Genomic DNA, 16,773 nt, shown 5'->3' on the forward strand with positions numbered 1-16,773 from the left:
TTTAGTTGGATTCGACAAAAGAAGAAGTTATTTGCGAACTAATTTGACAACATTTGAAAGTCTACCTTTCTATAATAGTTAATAGAAGGGGGAATACGGTATGAATGCATACTCTATTTATTGGATCAAAGAACCAGTCGCTAAAAGCTATTTTCATAAAAGTGATTTATTGCATCGTTTTTTTAATGAATATGAGAACGACCCCGAAAGAAATTATTTGATTAAACAGTTTACATTTATAACTCAGAAGTTTCATTTGTATAAATTTGCTATGCATCTAAAACAATTTTCATCACCGAATATTTATGTGAAGCGAATAGGCAACCGAATTCAAATAAAACGAGATCAAGAAGTACTGTTTCTATATGTAGAAAATGGAGGGTTATCGCTACGATGTTCCAATCTCGAAGCGGCCGTATCGATTTTATTCCCTGTATTAGAAGACATTCATCCTTACTTTTTCGTACAAGGGCAAGATAACAAGCATTTTGGTTGGATTTCTCCAATGTCTTACGAGGATAAAAATGAATTACAACAAGTATTATATTCTTATTTTTAAAGATATAGTGGGTTAAAGATATAGTTAAGGGGAACGGAATTACAATCTATGTAATTTAGATTGTAATTCCGTTTTTTAGTGCTAGTAAAGAAGGGTTACTCCAAGTTATGTAGAATAATACCTATTATAATTAGTAGAAGGTAGGTTAGTTTTGTGAAAAACGAGCATGAAGTATTGTTTAATCAATTAAAGACGTATCGCAATGAAATTCTATTAGCGGTAGAAGAGGTATCATCGATTGAAGCGGAAATCATACCGGAATATTTTAATAACAATATTCGTTGGAATTTAGGCCATATCTTTTTAGATCAACTTTTATGGTTAGAAGCATTAACGAAAGAATCTTCAAGTACTACTAAAGCGTTTATGGAATGGTTTGGATATGGAACTTCACCAGATAATTTCACCTCGAAAACACCGAGTTTTGAAGAATTAAAAGATTTGCTAAGGCAACAACCTACAGAAATTGAAAATTGTTATGGACACTTACTCAAAAAAGAATTTCCTCCGATTGAAATGGGGATGTATACAATTGAACAAGTATTAATTCGAACGATTTTTCACGAAGGAATGCATCTACAAGCAATAATGGATATTAAGAAACATATCCGTAGTAATTAACTAGAAATACTCATCCATTTTACTTATATTGTTTTATAAACCAAATATTAACATTATATTAATATTAAATTGGTACAATACGTAAGTATCAGGACTATAGAACTATTGAGAGAGTGGGATGAGCTACATGATTTTATATTTAAAAAAATTTTTTTCAAAGACATCATTTAGGTTAAGATTACTTATATTATTCATAAGTTTAACGGTATTTTCCATTTCTATGGTTGGGATTATCTCTTATTATCAAGCAAAAAATATTACCTTAGATACTATAGAAGAGCGATTAGTAAGTGAAACAGAACTCATGGGGTATATCTCTGAAAATTTACACTTTACATACATAAGTGACCCCGAATACTTTATGCAACAATTGAATTCCAATATACGAACACAGAAAGAAAGGCTAGAGTCAGATGGAATTGATTCAGAATATGTGTATATTCGTAATGGAGATGTTACTGCTTTTCCAGTTAGTGAAGGTGAAATACCGTCCATACCTACTTCACTTATAGCTGAAATAGAGGAGAACGGAGATGGGCAAGTTACTAGAAGTATTGATGGAGAAGAATATACAATTTCTTTTCAAACAATGGATGAAGTGAGCGGAACTTATGTTGTATTTGTACGTAATGCTTCTTTTATGTCTCCAATTACAAACATGGGAAATATCATAGTGTTAATAATTATTGCTAGTGTTCTTGTTTCTGTGATTCTATTAATAAAGTTTATCAAATCATTAACGACTCCTTTAACTGATTTACAGGCAACGATGAAGGAAGTGAAGAAAGGGAATTTCTTCATTTCTTCTCCTAAGACAACGATTCCTGAAATTATGTCCTTACATAATAGTTATAATATTATGATGAATTACATTCAACAGGTGCTTCAAGAAATGAAAAATAGTACAACCTCATTGCAAGCTACCGGAAATCAATTGAAAAGTTCATCTACACTTACATTACAATCGAGTGAAGAACTAACCAACTCCATATCTATTGTTAACGATGGAGCAAAACAAACAGCTAATAGTTCAGAAAACAATTTGAGAACTACCGTGGAAATGAAAGGTAAAATCGAAGAACTAATAAATAATATGAACAATATACTTCATACATCTAAAAAAATGAATAGCACTGCAAATAGAGGAGAAAAAAGCATTAAGAAGTTAATCTCTACCTTTGAAGACTATGAAAGAGATGTTGATGAATTAACAAAGAGTGTAGAAGGGGTATTCCGTCAATCATTGTATATTTCAGAACTAGTACAACTTATACAAAAAGTGTCGGAACAAACAAAATTACTTTCATTAAATGCTTCTATTGAAGCCGCTCGAGCTGGAGATAAAGGTAAAGGATTTGCAGTAGTAGCCAACGAGATTGGGAAATTAGCTGAACAATCATCAGAAGCTGCCAATAAGATCACTAATTCAATAGTTCATATGGAAGAATTAACGGCAAATGCATCTGATGAATGTAAACAAATGCTGGTAAATTCAAAAAATAACTTAGATATTGCTACTGGATCAAAAAGTGAATTGAATTATTTGATGTCGGAAATCGCTGATACGATAACTACTATTGTAGATATTCAGCAAGAACTTCATTCTTTAGAATCTTACTTACCCGTACAAAAAGAATCCTCAGAACAACTTGTGGCACTATCACAGCAAACATTAGCAAGCACAGAAGAAATGCTTACTAGTAATAAATTACAGAATGAACAAACAAATAGTACACTTAATACAGGAATGAATCTCATACAATTGTCTACATCGTTAACCAAAATAATAAATCAATTTAAATTTGAAAGTGACAATAATAAGTAATCGTTAATATATACCACTAAAAAGTATTATGGAATAGCCTAGTTAGGATATAATAGTAAATGGTATTTTTTAAGAGCATTCTTTGCGAAACCGTTGTATTCTTAACTGTAATCTAATATACTGTATTAGAGACAACACGAAGGAGGAAATTCAGTAACATGAGTACTATATGGGTAGTATTAATTGCAATCGCAGCATTGGTTGCAGGTGTTGCTCTAGGATTTTTTATTGCTAGAAAATATATGATGAGCTATCTTAAAAAGAATCCACCAATTAATGAGCAAATGCTTCGTACTTTAATGATGCAAATGGGTCAAAAGCCATCACAGAAGAAAATCAATCAAATGATGCGTGCCATGAATAACCAATCTGGTAAAGAATAAATTCACTTACCGTGTAAGTGAATGATTACATAGAGTTCATTTGGTAATATGTGATCAAGACTCGCAGAAAGCCACTTTTAATAAGTGGTTTTTTTATTTTGTTTGAGAAAAATGGAAGATATAGCATGTCTTAGTAAAAAATGAATAAAATGTATAGATATTGTCATAATATCTTCTTTTATTTAATAATACATCTGTTAAAATAGAAATTGACTTGTTAGGGGGCAGTTAGCTTATGTCAGAAATTAATATTTTTCTTGCCTTTAGTGCAGGATTTCTATCGTTTATATCGCCTTGTGTGTTACCGCTTTATCCAATTTTTCTTTCATATATCACTGGTATGAGTATGAATGAAATTACAGATGACAATAAACGAATGGATAAAAAAGCAATACTACATACACTTTGTTTTCTAATCGGATTTTCTAGTATTTTCATTATGATTGGTTTTACCACAACGTTTATTTCTGAGTTTTTAATGACCTATCAGGCAACAATCAGACAAGTTGGGGCTATATTAATAATATTTTTTGGCCTTGTCATTGTCGGAGTATTGAATTTTGAATTTCTGATGAAAGATCGAAAAATTCATTTTAAAAATCGTCCCGCAGGATATATTGGATCTCTATTAATAGGGATGGCTTTTTCATTGGGATGGACTCCATGTACTGGACCAATATTAGCAATTGTCTTGTCACTAGCAGCTACACAACCGGATATTGGTATGATTATGATGATAAGTTACATATTAGGTTTTTCTATTCCATTCTTCGTACTCGCATTTTTCATTGGAAAATTAACCTGGTTTAAAAAACATAGTCAGTTGTTAGTAAAAATAGGTGGCTGGGTGATGATTTTGATGGGAATCGCATTATTTTTTGATTGGATGACGAAGCTAACTTCTTATCTAGCATCCTTATTTGGTTTTTCGGGTTTCTAATTATACTATATAATGTATAATAGACTGTAGAATAATTCATAGTAATCATTTTAGTTCAGCTTAGGGAAAGAGTGATACCATGTATTGGGCAATAGCAAGTACTGTCGTATTTGCTTTCATGGCAATTACGATGATTTTCGTAAGAATGCGTGCGTCAAAAAAACCTGCAACAGCAAAAAAAATCATCTTACCTCCGATTTTTATGAGTACTGGGGCCTTAATGTTTGTACTACCCATCTTTCATATTTCTTGGTTGCAGGTGTTAGAAGCACTCGCAGTAGGTATGATATTTTCGATATTTTTAATTAAAACATCACGACTTGAAATAATTGGTGAAGATATTTATGTGAAACCGTCTAAAGTCTTTCCTTTTATTTTAATAGGTTTATTAGTGATAAGACTAACGAGTAAAATTATTATAGGTAGTACGATTTCTGTAGGAGAAACTACAGGGATGTTCTTCTTGTTAGCACTTGGAATGATAGGAACCTGGAGACTTGCAATGCTATATCAATATTTGCAGCTTAATAAAAAACAATGTGCTTAAGTAATACTTCATAGCACATTGTTTTTTATTTTTGGTATTTTTGTTCCCAATCGACTTCATAATTATCTTTTGATTGTTGGAAAAGTGGTTCATATGGAGTAGTGTCAATGTTTTTTTGTTTTAATTTTTTTCTTAAAAATTTATGATCACGTTTTGGTGTTGCAATAATATATCCTTCGATTACAGTAGAACGTTGAATAATATTTTCTTGTTTATTGATTGAAAGTTCCCCTATTTTACTGGCAATTCTTTGTCTAGCTACATCTCTAAAAAGCTCAGGTACTGGAGAAACAAGTTCTTCCAAAAAACTTTTTTCTTCATCATTCCATTTATGTCTTGTCTCTTCTAAATAATGTTCTTCCCAGTCCATAATAGACCTTCCGTCTTCTTTAGGAAGGCGTTTTAAAAACTTGCGGAACATAAAGTAACCACCTATAGCCATTAGGCTAATTAGCAAAAATCCCCATAAAACTAAAATAATAGACATCATAAAAATGCACCCTGTTCTCAAATAAAAAAACTTATGAATATTGTTTAATATTATAATAATTAATTTATTTTTTAATGTTTTTGTAGTAACATAAACTTAATCATTGGATAAAATTGTCTATGGTTTCATTATAATGTCAATTTATCTTAATAACAAGTATCATATTTCAATCGTCATAATCATACATATTATGTAAAAGGTAATTCTGGAAGGAGCACAGTTATGAAAAATAAAAAAGATAACTATGTAACAGAGCGGAACTCGAAAACTCCTGAAAGTCTTAAAAATATACAGCATGCGACAGACTTGCCTGACGAAATTATAAATTGGATAGATAAGAAAAGTGATGGAATCTTTGTTTTATTAGATATAGTAGGAGAAATTTTATATATCACAGAATCTATTAAACGAATTTTAGGTTTTTCTCCATCAAAAGTTGTAGGATTGAATTGGGATGAGATGGTTTCCAGTAAAGATGTAGAACTTGCTAGAAGAAAAGCGGAGCTAACTGATAAAACATTGAGAAAATTCAATCTAAATGTTCTTAATAACGATGGAAATTATGTTCCGTTAACTTGTGAATTCGAATATTATCGAACTGTTGATAAACAAATTTATGTATTAGTTTATTTGAAAGACCTTACAGTAAAAAAGGAATTAGAAGATATGATGGTTCGTTCAGAAAAAATGAATGTAGCAGGCCAATTAGCTGCAGGCATTGCGCATGAAATTAGAAATCCACTAACATCATTAAAGGGTTTTTTACAATTACTTCAAGCAGGGGTCAACCATAAAGAAGAATACTTCAAGATAATGATAGAAGAAATAGAAAAGATAGAATCGATAACCTCGGAATTATTATTTATTTCGAAACCACTAACAGATAACCGCACGGATGAGATTATAAGTGATATGATTAATGACGTTATTATGTTATTAAGTCCACAAGCAAAACAAAAAAACATCAGAATTGTTAAGTTAGGTGTATGTAACCAAACTATTGTTTGCGATCGTTCGCAAATTAAACAAGTACTCATTAATTTAGTAAAAAATGCAATTGAAGCCATGGACAACGGTGGGGAAATAATCATAACCAGTGAAGACGTAGAGGATAATGTTATTGTATCGGTTATTGATGAGGGTATTGGTATTCCTGAAGGGATACTGCACAAACTAGGAGAACCATTTTTCACTACAAAACAAACTGGTACAGGCTTAGGCTTATTAATCACAAAGCAAATCTTAGAAGCACATAACGCTAATTTCGAAGTATCTAATAACCATGATAAAGGAAGTACTTTTAAACTGGTATTCTGATAAATTATGATATTCTTAATTATACTAATATAAGATTTTGTTATAGGGTTACATAACTAATTCGAATATAGTTTTCAAGGTTTTATAATTGTTTTATTGTTAAAATTCCTATATTATAAGTATGTAAGGTTGACTAACTTATAATATGTGTTTGATTAAAAAAAGTAATACCTCATTAAATTTAAATTATTTTTAATGAGGCTGAACAAATGAAAGGGGTAACATATATGACTGACAACAATGCGTTTAACGCAAAGAAGCAGTTCGAATTAAACGGTAAAAAGTATAACTATTATCGTTTAAGAAACTTAGAAGAGGCTGGTAAGGGCAAGTTAGATCGTTTACCATTTTCTGTTCGTGTTCTTTTAGAATCATTGCTTCGTCAACATGATGGGCATCAAATTAAGGACGAACACGTAGAGTCTTTAGCGAACTGGGGAACAAAAAAGGCAAACGGGGCAGATGTTCCTTTTAAACCCTCACGTGTAATATTGCAAGATTTCACAGGTGTTCCAGCAGTGGTAGACCTTGCTTCTTTACGTAAAGCAATGGTAGATCTTGGTGGTGAGCCAAACAAAATCAATCCGGAAGTTCCAGTAGATCTAGTTATTGACCACTCGGTGCAAGTAGACCAATACGGAACTCAAAATGCATTAAAAGCAAATATGGATCTTGAGTTTGAGCGTAATGCAGAGCGTTATGAATTTCTTAACTGGGCACAAAAAGCATTTAATAACTACCGTGCAGTTCCACCTGCAACAGGTATTGTCCACCAGGTTAACTTAGAGTATATCGCTAACGTTGTGCATGCTTTAGAAACGGAAGATGGTACGTATGATGCATTTCCAGATACTTTAGTTGGTACCGATTCGCACACAACAATGATCAATGGTCTTGGTATTCTTGGTTGGGGTGTAGGTGGTATCGAAGCGGAAGCTGGCATGCTAGGGCAACCTTCTTACTTCCCAGCACCAGAGGTTATTGGTGTTAAATTTACAGGGACATTCCCTAACGGTACAACTGCTACAGACCTTGCTTTAAAAGTAACTCAAGTATTACGTGAGCAAAATGTAGTTGGTAAATTTGTGGAATACTTCGGACCTGGGTTAAAGGATATGCCACTTGCAGATCGTGCGACTATTTCTAACATGGCTCCAGAATATGGTGCAACTTGTGGTTTCTTCCCAATCGACCAAGAATCATTAGATTATTTGAAGCTTACTGGCCGTGACGATGAGCTAATCGCACTTGTCGAAAAGTATTGTAAAGAAAATGATTTATGGTATGATGCAGATCAAAAAGACCCTGAGTATACAAAAGTCATTGAAATTGACCTTTCTGATCTTGAACCAAATCTTTCTGGACCAAAACGTCCACAAGATTTGATTGCATTATCTGATATGAAAAAAGAATTTAATAAAGCGATTACTGCTCCAGAAGGTAATCAAGGCTTCGGCATGGAAAAATCTGAGTTCGACAAAGAAGTTACTGTAAATCATCCAAATGGTAAAGAATCTGTAATGAAAACAGGAGCACTTGCTATTGCTGCGATTACTTCTTGTACAAATACTTCTAATCCTTATGTAATGTTAGGTGCGGGATTAGTTGCGAAAAAAGCCGTAGAAAAAGGTCTAGAAGTGCCGGAATATGTAAAAACTTCGTTGGCGCCTGGTTCGAAAGTCGTTACGCGCTATCTTGAAGATGCTGGATTACAAAACTACCTAGACCAACTAGGATTTAACTTAGTAGGTTACGGTTGTACAACTTGTATCGGTAATTCTGGTCCATTACGAGAAGAAATTGAGCAAGCTATTATGGATAGTGATTTAATTGCTTCTTCTGTACTATCTGGTAACCGTAACTTTGAGGGGCGTATTCACCCACTTGTAAAAGCAAACTATTTAGCATCACCACCATTAGTGGTTGCATATGCTCTTGCTGGAACAGTGGATATCGATTTATCGAAAGAACCTCTTGCAAAAGACAAAGATGGTAATGATGTCTACATGAATGATATCTGGCCAACGTTAACTGAAATTAAAGAAGAGGTCCAAAAAGTAGTTACGCCAGAAATTTTCCGTAAAGAATATGAAGATGTATTCACTTCTAACGATAAGTGGAATGAGATTGATACAACGGATGAACCATTATTCGAATGGGATGATGATTCTACGTATATTCAAAATCCTCCATTCTTTGAAGGATTATCTGCGGAAGCTGGTAAAGTGGAGGCTTTAAATAATTTACGTGCTGTTGGATTATTTGGAGATTCTGTAACAACTGACCATATTTCTCCTGCTGGTGCAATTGCAAAAGATATGCCTGCAGGTAAGTTCTTGCAAGATAAAGGTGTATCTCCAAGAAACTTTAACTCCTATGGTTCTCGTCGTGGTAACCATGAGATTATGATGAGAGGTACATTTGCAAATATCCGTATTCGTAACCTTTTAGCTCCTGGTACAGAAGGTGGTTATACTACTTACTGGCCAACTGGAGAGATTATGCCAATTTATGATGCTGCGATGAAGTATCAAGAAGATGGTACAGGACTTGTAGTAATTGGTGGAAAAGACTACGGTATGGGATCATCTCGTGACTGGGCAGCAAAAGGTACAAATCTATTAGGTATTAAAACGGTTATAGCGGAAAGTTTCGAACGTATTCACCGTTCAAATCTAGTAATGATGGGCGTACTACCATTACAATTTGATAAAGGTGATAGTGCGAAGAAATTAGGTCTAACTGGTAAAGAATCATTTGATGTACAAATCGATGAGTCCGTAAAACCAGGTGATCTTGTGGAAGTAACTGCGACAGATGAAGATGGAAAAGTAACGAAATTTAACGCAGTTGCTCGTTTCGATAGTGACGTAGAAATTGATTACTACCGTCACGGTGGTATCTTAAGAATGGTACTTCGTGATAAAGTTCAAGTATAACTGAATAAATACTAAAAAGGAGTCCTAGCATTGATATGCGGGGCTCTTTTTTTATGTCGTAAGGAAGTATGTGGAAACAGTTGTGACCTTTCTAAACAAGGAAGCATTCCCTACATTTTCTAATTGCAAGTTTTTGTTCTATGAATATGTTATTTTTCACTGTATTGTTAATAAAATTTGTCTATTTTTTAAACTGCTATGTAATTGCTTTACAAAGCGTAATAACCAACTTACGATAGAAATAGAAGGAAATTAAGGTGGAGGCGGCAAACTTGTTTAAGAAAATTTTTGGATTTATGCTTCTATTAGTATTAGTAGGGTTATTACTTGGTAATATTATTCAAAGTAATTACGAGGATAACCATTCCGATACCGATTATCATGTAACGGGTGATGATAATATGGAGGGTGGTTCTATTGCACCAGTGGATAGTGTCGGTCTTGAGCCGGGAGATAAAGCTCCTGATTTCGAGTTAGAAACATTAGAAGGGGAATCATTTCGTTTATCAGATTATCAGGGGAAAAAGGTAATCCTTAATTTTTGGTATACATGGTGCCCACCGTGCAAAGAAGAGATGCCAGAAATGCAAGAGTTTTATGATGATTATAAGGAAGAAGTCGAAATAGTAACGGTAAACATGACAGAATATGAAAAAACTCAACAAAACGTTCAAGATTTTATTGATGAGTATGATTTTACTTTTACGGTTCCATTAGATAAGAATTCAGAGGTGTCTGATTTATATACCATATACGCAGCACCGTCTACATACTTTATCGGGACGGATGGTATCGTTCAACAAGAAAGAAAAATTGGACCAATGGATTATGAATTTATGCAAGAAATGGTTGAGGGCATAAATTGACAATATGATTATAATTGTTTGAATAATTGGTAATACTTCACAAAAAGGAGGTATTGCCATGTCTTTAAAGAAGAAACTGAATTTTGAAGAATTGGTAGCAGAAAATAGAAAGCAAATATTAGCTGATCGTTTAATAATGGAGAAAATTGAGCAATCAATGGATCAACGAATGGAGCAATCCATCAAGAAGGTCCAAGATCAATAAAAGGAGGGCTTCCGACATAATTATTGTTGGAGCCTTTTTATTTTTAGATTATACAGATAGACTATCACCGAACAATAATATTTATTTGTAATTAATTATAATTTTTAATAAAAATCGGTAATAGTAACAATGAAATCCTCGAGTATAATTATTTCATCTTCGAAACCCGTTGTGATAGGATAATAACAGAATGAATAGGGGGAAGTGCATTGTTAACAGTAAAAACACCAATAGAAGTACGTTATCAGGAAACCGATCAAATGGGAGTCGTATATCATGCAAACTATTTGGTTTGGTTTGAAATAGGAAGAACCAAGTATATAGAAGCGATAGGGTTAAAATACAATGATATGGAAAAACACGGGGTGGTTTCACCTGTTATTGATGCAAATATATCTTTTAAAAGACCAATTCGCTATGCAGAAGAAACTCATGTTGAAACGTGGTTAGAATCTTATGATGGGATTCGAACAGTTTATGGATATAAAATCATTAATGAACAAGGGAAAGTAGCTGTAGAAGGTACAACTACACATACAATTGTTAATAAAGAAACGTTCCGACCATTATCCGTTCGTAGGACTTTCCCAGAATGGCATAAAGCATATCAAGAACAGTTAGAAGGGGAATAGTTAATGGCATTTGGCTTAAAAAAAGAAGAATTACAAAGTTGGAAAGAAAATGTCCGGTCTGGAAAAATTGATTTTCTAACACATTATTGGTTAGATGATCGTTTCCCCGGATGTAATACCGTGACAAAAGTAGGTTGCAGTGATCTAAACAAGCTAAAAGCATGGGGAAGACAGTATGGTCTACAAGATAACTGGATCGATATGAATGAAGAATATCCTCATTATGACTTGTTTGGAGATTATCAAATTAAAATTCTGAAAGAAGAAGAACAATGGACTCAAATCCAGAGGTTTAAATTAGAAAAGTAGTCGAGTCATATTGAAAGGTTGAGATACAATAAAAAGGAACGATAATTAGAATAAGCGTCAGAAATATTCGGAGACCACTGGGGAGGCTCGCCGCTGGATAAAGCGGAGATATTTCTGACGCGTTTCTAAAAACCAAATCATAGTTATCTTTTTTCACTACTACAATTAGAATCAAGGTGTTCTTATAAATTAGGCTTCTGAATACTCTATTTTCGGTTCTCCGTGTTTAGTATCAAAGGAAACGGATAGATCACTATCTTCAAAATACCATGCATCCGTTTCTTCAACAAAGAATTGAATATCATCCACTGTTGTAGATGCATGTGCATGGATAGGAGATTCTTCTTTAACACCTAATGAGAAACCAGAAATTCGTCCGCCGACACCCCCGTACCTAACAAAAAATCGCAAGGAGGACTCTTTTGTTAAATTTAATTCTTCTTTGTACCAACTTGCTGCTTCTTCCGTTACATTAATCTTCATTTCGAATAACTCCTTTTTCTAGATGTTTTTCATTGTTGATATTTTTTACTTTATCTGGAACAACATCTACGCCACCAGGGTGAAAAGGATGGCATTTGCTAATTCTTTTTATAGTTAATATACCACCTTTGAACGCACCAAAACGTTTAATTGCTTCTAATCCATACTCAGAACAAGTTGGATAAAAACGACAACTAGAAGGAGTGAAGGGGCTAATAGCGCTTCGATAAAATTTTATTAGTCCGATAAAAATAAATTTCATGAAATAATCTCCTTTATTCGGAGCTTTTATCGTATGTTATTGATGCAATTGCGTCATGCATATGAATGGATTCTTCGTTACGACAAGAAACGTGAAATTTACTCACAAATGGCATTTCATATAAATCTGCTGCAATGAGACGAACCATATCTTCAACAAAACGTGGATTTTCATATGCTTGTTCTGTTACCATTTTTTCATCGGTCCTTTTAAGCACAGGATGGAGTCTTGCACTTGCATTACTTTCTGCAGCTTCTAATAATGCCAATTTCCAATCAATTTTAGCTTCGTCAAAATCTTCTACTAAAGTAGCTTCTAGCGTAACATTACCTCTTTGGTTATGCGCGCTATATTCACTAATTTCCTTTGAACATGGACATAATGTTGTAATCCAAGCTGATAAAGAAACGTCTATACTGAATCCAGAATTACTATCATAGGTCACGGATAATTTTGCATCTGCGTGATTCATACCAGCGGATTGGGATTCTGGACCTTTACGTTCAAAAAACCATGGGAAGCTAACTTCTATAGTTGCGTCTTTCTGTTCTAATTTCCCAGAAAGCTCTTTTGTGAATCGTTTTAATTCTGATATAGAAACATTCATCCCACTAGAACTATATTCTTGAAGTAACTCCATGAAACGACTCATATTCGTACCCTTGGACATTGTAGGAATACTAGATGAAAATTCAAATGTACCAATACTTGTTTGTTCTTTTGGTGCTAAATCACTGTGAATAATAACAGGATATTTAACATTTGAAATTCCAACTGCATCTAATTTAAATAAAAAGTCTCTTTTGGTATTTTGTAGATCTGCCATTTTATTTTTTTCAATTGGTTTCGTTCTTTCTTTTGGTGGCACAGAACCGAATAATTTATGTCGTTCTTCCTTAGGCGGAAGTTGTTTTTTCGGCATTGATTTCATTTGTTGCATGGTGAAACACCCTTTCCTAGCAAAGAAGTGCTGTTTTTATCGTATGAAGTCAAACATATTGACTAGGGTTTAGTATACTGAATAGAAAACAATTATTCAATTTATCGGTCTTCTATTGCTTTTTACATCCAGCTAATTTTAGGCTCCGTACCGTTCTTAATTCGCTTAATATTTTCTCGATGTCGGTAACAGACGATAGCTGATAATAGGAATACTACGATAGAAAGTCCTAAATCCTGGTAAAAGATAGTAATAAGTAGAGACACTAGTCCTGTGATAATAGAAGAAAGTGATACATACTTCGATATATATAAGGTTAGTAAAAATGTAGTGACCATAATTACAAATAATAAAGGATACATTCCAAGAATCATTCCTCCAGAAGTAGCTACGGCTTTACCACCTCTAAATTTGGCAAAGATAGGATACATATGCCCAACTACCGCTAATAGACCAATTGCTAATACATATACATTGGCATCAAATAGTTGTGGCAAAACTGTTGCAAGGGTACCTTTTAATATGTCTGCCAATGTAACAATTGACCCGGCCTTTGTCCCTAAAATTCGGAAGGTATTCGTTGCACCTAAATTGCCACTTCCATGTTCGCGAATATCTATGTTATAGCCCACTTTTCCAACAATTAATGCGGATGGAATAGAGCCTAATAAATATGCAACTAGTCCAAAGATAACATAATCCATTCCTTTTCCTACTTTCTTCAATCAAAGTTAATTTGCAAACGCTCTACCGCTATTTTAGCACGAACTACTAAGATTAAGAACAATAAAATTAAAATAAATAGTGGATTACAGTGTTTATATTAATTTTAATGGGGGAATATCTAATCGAAGGAGGAAAGAGATGATTACTTTTAAAGATATAAAGAAAACATATCCAGATGGAACAACTGCTGTACGTAATTTTAATTTAGAGATTAAACAAGGGGAACTTGTTACTTTAATTGGACCAAGTGGTTGCGGTAAAACAACTACCATGAAAATGATTAATCGACTAATCGATCCTACGGAAGGTTACATATACATAAATGATAAGCCAGTGTCGGATTATTCAATTCATGAACTACGTTGGAATATTGGCTATGTATTACAACAAATTGCATTATTCCCACATATGACAGTTCGAGAAAATGTAGCCATAGTACCGGAATTAAGAAAATGGAAAAGTAAGGATATTGATGAACGAATTGATGAATTATTAGCAATGGTAGGTATGGAACCTTCCACATTCAGAGATAGGTATCCAAGTGAACTGTCTGGCGGACAACAACAACGTATTGGTGTTATCAGAGCGCTTGCTGCCGATCCAGAGATTATTCTGATGGACGAGCCATTTAGTGCCCTAGATCCAATTAGTAGAGAACAGTTACAAGAGGATATACTAAAATTACAAAAAGAAATCAAAAAAACGATTGTTTTTGTTACGCATGATATAGATGAAGCTATAAAACTTGCGGATCGTATTTGTTTAATGAAGGACGGAGAAATTGTTCAAGTTGGCACTCCGCAACAATTGATGAATTCACATGAAGATTCGTTTGTTCAGGAATTTATGGGAGATTATCAGTCTCCATGGAAAATAAATGTAAAAGAACTTGTGTCACAAGACTCTAAATACAGAATGATATCCGCTCCAACAAACGACTACTCTGAAGTGTTGGGTTTTAAAGCCCTGATAAATGAAGATTCTATTTTTCAAGGTATTATCCAAAATGGAATGGTACTAGAGGAAACGATTACCATTCCAGAAAATGCGACGATAGAAGAAGCATCTGCATTAATGCAAAGTCAAGATCAAACGAGATTTCCTGTACTTGATGAGAATGAAAAACTAATCGGCACTATTGGTACTCAAGAGATTGTTCACTATTTTTATGAACAAGATAAAGGTCGGGGAGGAATTCCATCATGAATGCGTTTATTGAGGTATTCCAGAATCGACAAGATATGTTTTATCAAGCTGTTTGGCAACATTTACAAATATCCTTATTGTCTTTAGCAATTGCAATTATACTTGCGGTTCCTATAGGAATTATATTAACCAGATATAAACGGTTAGCAGAACCAATTATTGGTGTGTCTGCGATTTTACAAACTATTCCGAGCCTTGCTGTATTAGCGTTTTTAATTCCTTTTTACGGTATTGGTACTACCCCAGCAATTATAGCATTAGTACTTTACGGTCTATTACCGATATTAAGAAATACGTACACGGGAATTGTTGAAGTCGACCCTGCACTACGTGAGGCTGCTAGAGGAATGGGAATGAATACAGTAAAGCGCCTGCTGAAGGTCGAACTACCATTAGCAATGCCAGTAATAATGGCAGGAATACGAACGTCAATGGTATTAATTGTTGGTACAACGACCATTGCAGCTTTAATAGGTGCTGGAGGACTTGGAGATTTAATTTTACTAGGGCTTGATCGAGGTGGAGATATTCCGTTAGTACTATTAGGAGCAATCCCTGCAGCCTTATTAGCAATTATTTTGGATGTCATATTGCGATTGTTTGAGAAACTATCAAAGAAATACGGAATACAGGCATTTTTGGTTATGCTTGCAGGAGTATTAATTATTTCAGTAGCTCCTTTCATCCTACAACAAGAAAGAGAACCTGATATAGTAATAGGCGGAAAGTTAGGTGCGGAGCCGGAAATTCTGATGAATATGTATAAATTACTAATAGAAGAAGAGACAAACCTTCAAGTTGGATTAGAACCGAACTTAGGGAAGACTCCGATGGTATTTAATGCCTTACAAGAGGGTAGTATTGATATATATCCTGAATTTACAGGAACAGTAATTGTTTCTCTATTAGATGAACAAGCGGAATCGAATGATTCCCAAGCAGTATATGAACAAGCAAGAGATAGTATAAAGGAAGAATTCAACCTAGAATTACTAGAACCAATGGAATTTAATAATACGTATGCAGTTGCAGTTACTCAGGAATTAGCTGAACAGTATGATTTACAAACGATTGGCGACTTAGAAGCATATCAAGATAATTTGACAGCAGGCTTTACACTGGAGTTTAATGATCGATATGATGGATATGTAGGTATGCAAGAAGTATACGATATTAACTTCTCTGATGTTAAAACAATGGACCCAGGTTTAAGACAAGGTGCAATAGAAAGTGGAGAAGTAGATGTGATAGATGCTTATGCTACCGATAGTTATATGGTAGAATTAGAATTAGTTACACTAGAAGATCCCGAGAATCTATTTCCGCCGTATCAAGGTGCGCCGCTGATGAGAGAGGATACATTGGAACAATATCCAGAATTAGAAGCTATCTTAAATCAACTAAGTGGAAAAATCACTGATCAAGAGATGAGAGAAATGAATTATTTAGTTGATTACGAAGATGCTGCGGCAGAAGCTGTAGCGAGAGATTATCTAGTAAAAGAAGGCTTATTATCTGAATAG

19 protein-coding genes are annotated in these 16,773 nt (G+C 34.0%); 14 read left to right on the forward strand and 5 right to left on the reverse strand.

The features are described 5' to 3' along the window. Positions 1-100 precede the first annotated feature (100 nt). The 6 genes from sirA to OB_RS08670 all read left to right on the forward strand — a co-directional run bounded on the left by sirA (position 101) and on the right by OB_RS08670 (position 4,875). On the forward strand, positions 101-559 hold the full coding sequence (sirA, locus tag OB_RS08645; RefSeq protein ID WP_011066074.1) for a sporulation inhibitor of replication protein SirA: 459 nt from the start codon (positions 101-103) through the stop codon (positions 557-559). 153 nt (positions 560-712) lie between these two features. Next, entirely contained in the window at positions 713-1,180 is a 468-nt protein-coding gene (locus OB_RS08650; RefSeq protein WP_011066075.1) for a DinB family protein, read from the forward strand. Positions 1,181-1,400: 220 nt separating this feature from the next. Continuing rightward, positions 1,401-3,005 carry a methyl-accepting chemotaxis protein gene (locus tag OB_RS08655; protein ID WP_231847008.1) on the forward strand — a complete coding sequence of 535 codons (1,605 nt, stop codon included), beginning with the start codon at positions 1,401-1,403 and terminating at the stop codon, positions 3,003-3,005. Positions 3,006-3,163: 158 nt separating this feature from the next. Next, positions 3,164-3,388 (forward strand): YneF family protein, encoded by a 225-nt coding sequence (locus OB_RS08660; RefSeq protein WP_011066077.1) that lies wholly within the window; start codon positions 3,164-3,166, stop codon positions 3,386-3,388. A 235-nt stretch (positions 3,389-3,623) separates the two neighbouring features. Next, complete coding sequence (locus OB_RS08665; RefSeq protein WP_011066078.1) at positions 3,624-4,328, forward strand: cytochrome c biogenesis CcdA family protein; 705 nt, start codon at positions 3,624-3,626, stop codon at positions 4,326-4,328. Between the two features lie 79 nt (positions 4,329-4,407). After that, on the forward strand, positions 4,408-4,875 hold the full coding sequence (locus tag OB_RS08670; protein WP_011066079.1) for a CcdC family protein: 468 nt from the start codon (positions 4,408-4,410) through the stop codon (positions 4,873-4,875). 25 nt (positions 4,876-4,900) lie between these two features. Here the strand turns inward: OB_RS08670 and OB_RS08675 are convergent, their stop codons facing one another. Beyond that, complete coding sequence (locus OB_RS08675; RefSeq protein ID WP_011066080.1) at positions 4,901-5,362, reverse strand: DUF2621 domain-containing protein; 462 nt, start codon at positions 5,360-5,362, stop codon at positions 4,901-4,903. Between the two features lie 225 nt (positions 5,363-5,587). Between OB_RS08675 and OB_RS08680 the strand changes: the two genes are divergently transcribed. From OB_RS08680 to OB_RS08700, 6 genes are all read left to right on the forward strand, one after another. Next, a complete protein-coding gene (locus OB_RS08680) occupies positions 5,588-6,682 on the forward strand; it encodes an ATP-binding protein (protein WP_011066081.1) in 1,095 nt (364 codons plus the stop codon). 227 nt (positions 6,683-6,909) lie between these two features. After that, positions 6,910-9,621 (forward strand): aconitate hydratase AcnA, encoded by a 2,712-nt coding sequence (gene acnA / locus OB_RS08685; RefSeq protein WP_011066082.1) that lies wholly within the window; start codon positions 6,910-6,912, stop codon positions 9,619-9,621. A gap of 272 nt (positions 9,622-9,893) precedes the next feature. Continuing rightward, entirely contained in the window at positions 9,894-10,487 is a 594-nt protein-coding gene (locus OB_RS08690; RefSeq protein ID WP_041544141.1) for a redoxin domain-containing protein, read from the forward strand. 58 nt (positions 10,488-10,545) lie between these two features. Continuing rightward, positions 10,546-10,692 (forward strand): FbpB family small basic protein, encoded by a 147-nt coding sequence (locus OB_RS18175; RefSeq protein ID WP_011066084.1) that lies wholly within the window; start codon positions 10,546-10,548, stop codon positions 10,690-10,692. A gap of 209 nt (positions 10,693-10,901) precedes the next feature. Beyond that, positions 10,902-11,324 (forward strand): acyl-CoA thioesterase, encoded by a 423-nt coding sequence (locus OB_RS08695; protein ID WP_011066085.1) that lies wholly within the window; start codon positions 10,902-10,904, stop codon positions 11,322-11,324. A 3-nt stretch (positions 11,325-11,327) separates the two neighbouring features. Beyond that, entirely contained in the window at positions 11,328-11,633 is a 306-nt protein-coding gene (locus tag OB_RS08700) for a hypothetical protein (RefSeq protein ID WP_011066086.1), read from the forward strand. A 189-nt stretch (positions 11,634-11,822) separates the two neighbouring features. Here the strand turns inward: OB_RS08700 and OB_RS08705 are convergent, their stop codons facing one another. The 4 genes from OB_RS08705 to plsY form a co-directional block, all read right to left on the reverse strand. After that, positions 11,823-12,116, reverse strand: coding sequence for a HesB/YadR/YfhF family protein (locus OB_RS08705; RefSeq protein WP_011066087.1), 294 nt, complete (start codon positions 12,114-12,116; stop codon positions 11,823-11,825). After that, positions 12,106-12,378, reverse strand: coding sequence for a membrane protein insertion efficiency factor YidD (gene yidD / locus OB_RS08710; RefSeq protein WP_011066088.1), 273 nt, complete (start codon positions 12,376-12,378; stop codon positions 12,106-12,108). Before yidD ends, OB_RS08705 begins: the two co-directional genes overlap by 11 nt. 13 nt (positions 12,379-12,391) lie before the next feature. Further along, positions 12,392-13,318 carry a GTP cyclohydrolase FolE2 gene (folE2, locus tag OB_RS08715; RefSeq protein WP_011066089.1) on the reverse strand — a complete coding sequence of 309 codons (927 nt, stop codon included), beginning with the start codon at positions 13,316-13,318 and terminating at the stop codon, positions 12,392-12,394. Positions 13,319-13,440: 122 nt separating this feature from the next. Continuing rightward, positions 13,441-14,022 carry a glycerol-3-phosphate 1-O-acyltransferase PlsY gene (plsY, locus tag OB_RS08720; protein ID WP_011066090.1) on the reverse strand — a complete coding sequence of 194 codons (582 nt, stop codon included), beginning with the start codon at positions 14,020-14,022 and terminating at the stop codon, positions 13,441-13,443. A gap of 160 nt (positions 14,023-14,182) precedes the next feature. Here plsY and OB_RS08725 point away from each other — a divergent pair, with 160 nt between their 5' ends. Continuing rightward, positions 14,183-15,250: an ABC transporter ATP-binding protein gene (locus OB_RS08725; RefSeq protein WP_011066091.1), complete on the forward strand. Its 1,068-nt coding sequence runs from the start codon at positions 14,183-14,185 to the stop codon at positions 15,248-15,250. After that, a complete protein-coding gene (locus OB_RS08730) occupies positions 15,247-16,773 on the forward strand; it encodes an ABC transporter permease/substrate-binding protein (RefSeq protein ID WP_011066092.1) in 1,527 nt (508 codons plus the stop codon). The genes OB_RS08725 and OB_RS08730 overlap by 4 nt, the downstream gene beginning before the upstream one ends.

The organism is Oceanobacillus iheyensis HTE831 (genome assembly GCF_000011245.1).
Classification (GTDB): domain Bacteria; phylum Bacillota; class Bacilli; order Bacillales; family Amphibacillaceae; genus Oceanobacillus; species Oceanobacillus iheyensis.

Excerpts from the sequence above, each read along its gene's own strand:
- OB_RS08670 (WP_011066079.1), top strand. The coding sequence starts at position 4,408 with ATGTATTGGGCAATAGCAAGTACTGTCGTATTTGCTTTCATGGCAATT.
- acnA (WP_011066082.1), top strand. The coding sequence starts at position 6,910 with ATGACTGACAACAATGCGTTTAACGCAAAGAAGCAGTTCGAATTAAAC.
- OB_RS08705 (WP_011066087.1), bottom strand. The coding sequence starts at position 12,116 with ATGAAGATTAATGTAACGGAAGAAGCAGCAAGTTGGTACAAAGAAGAA.
- OB_RS08680 (WP_011066081.1), top strand. The coding sequence starts at position 5,588 with ATGAAAAATAAAAAAGATAACTATGTAACAGAGCGGAACTCGAAAACT.
- sirA (WP_011066074.1), top strand. The coding sequence starts at position 101 with ATGAATGCATACTCTATTTATTGGATCAAAGAACCAGTCGCTAAAAGC.
- OB_RS18175 (WP_011066084.1), top strand. The coding sequence starts at position 10,546 with ATGTCTTTAAAGAAGAAACTGAATTTTGAAGAATTGGTAGCAGAAAAT.
- OB_RS08730 (WP_011066092.1), top strand. The coding sequence starts at position 15,247 with ATGAATGCGTTTATTGAGGTATTCCAGAATCGACAAGATATGTTTTAT.
- plsY (WP_011066090.1), bottom strand. The coding sequence starts at position 14,022 with ATGGATTATGTTATCTTTGGACTAGTTGCATATTTATTAGGCTCTATT.
- OB_RS08675 (WP_011066080.1), bottom strand. The coding sequence starts at position 5,362 with ATGTCTATTATTTTAGTTTTATGGGGATTTTTGCTAATTAGCCTAATG.
- OB_RS08700 (WP_011066086.1), top strand. The coding sequence starts at position 11,328 with ATGGCATTTGGCTTAAAAAAAGAAGAATTACAAAGTTGGAAAGAAAAT.
- yidD (WP_011066088.1), bottom strand. The coding sequence starts at position 12,378 with ATGAAATTTATTTTTATCGGACTAATAAAATTTTATCGAAGCGCTATT.
- OB_RS08655 (WP_231847008.1), top strand. The coding sequence starts at position 1,401 with ATGGTTGGGATTATCTCTTATTATCAAGCAAAAAATATTACCTTAGAT.
- OB_RS08660 (WP_011066077.1), top strand. The coding sequence starts at position 3,164 with ATGAGTACTATATGGGTAGTATTAATTGCAATCGCAGCATTGGTTGCA.
- folE2 (WP_011066089.1), bottom strand. The coding sequence starts at position 13,318 with ATGCAACAAATGAAATCAATGCCGAAAAAACAACTTCCGCCTAAGGAA.
- OB_RS08725 (WP_011066091.1), top strand. The coding sequence starts at position 14,183 with ATGATTACTTTTAAAGATATAAAGAAAACATATCCAGATGGAACAACT.
- OB_RS08665 (WP_011066078.1), top strand. The coding sequence starts at position 3,624 with ATGTCAGAAATTAATATTTTTCTTGCCTTTAGTGCAGGATTTCTATCG.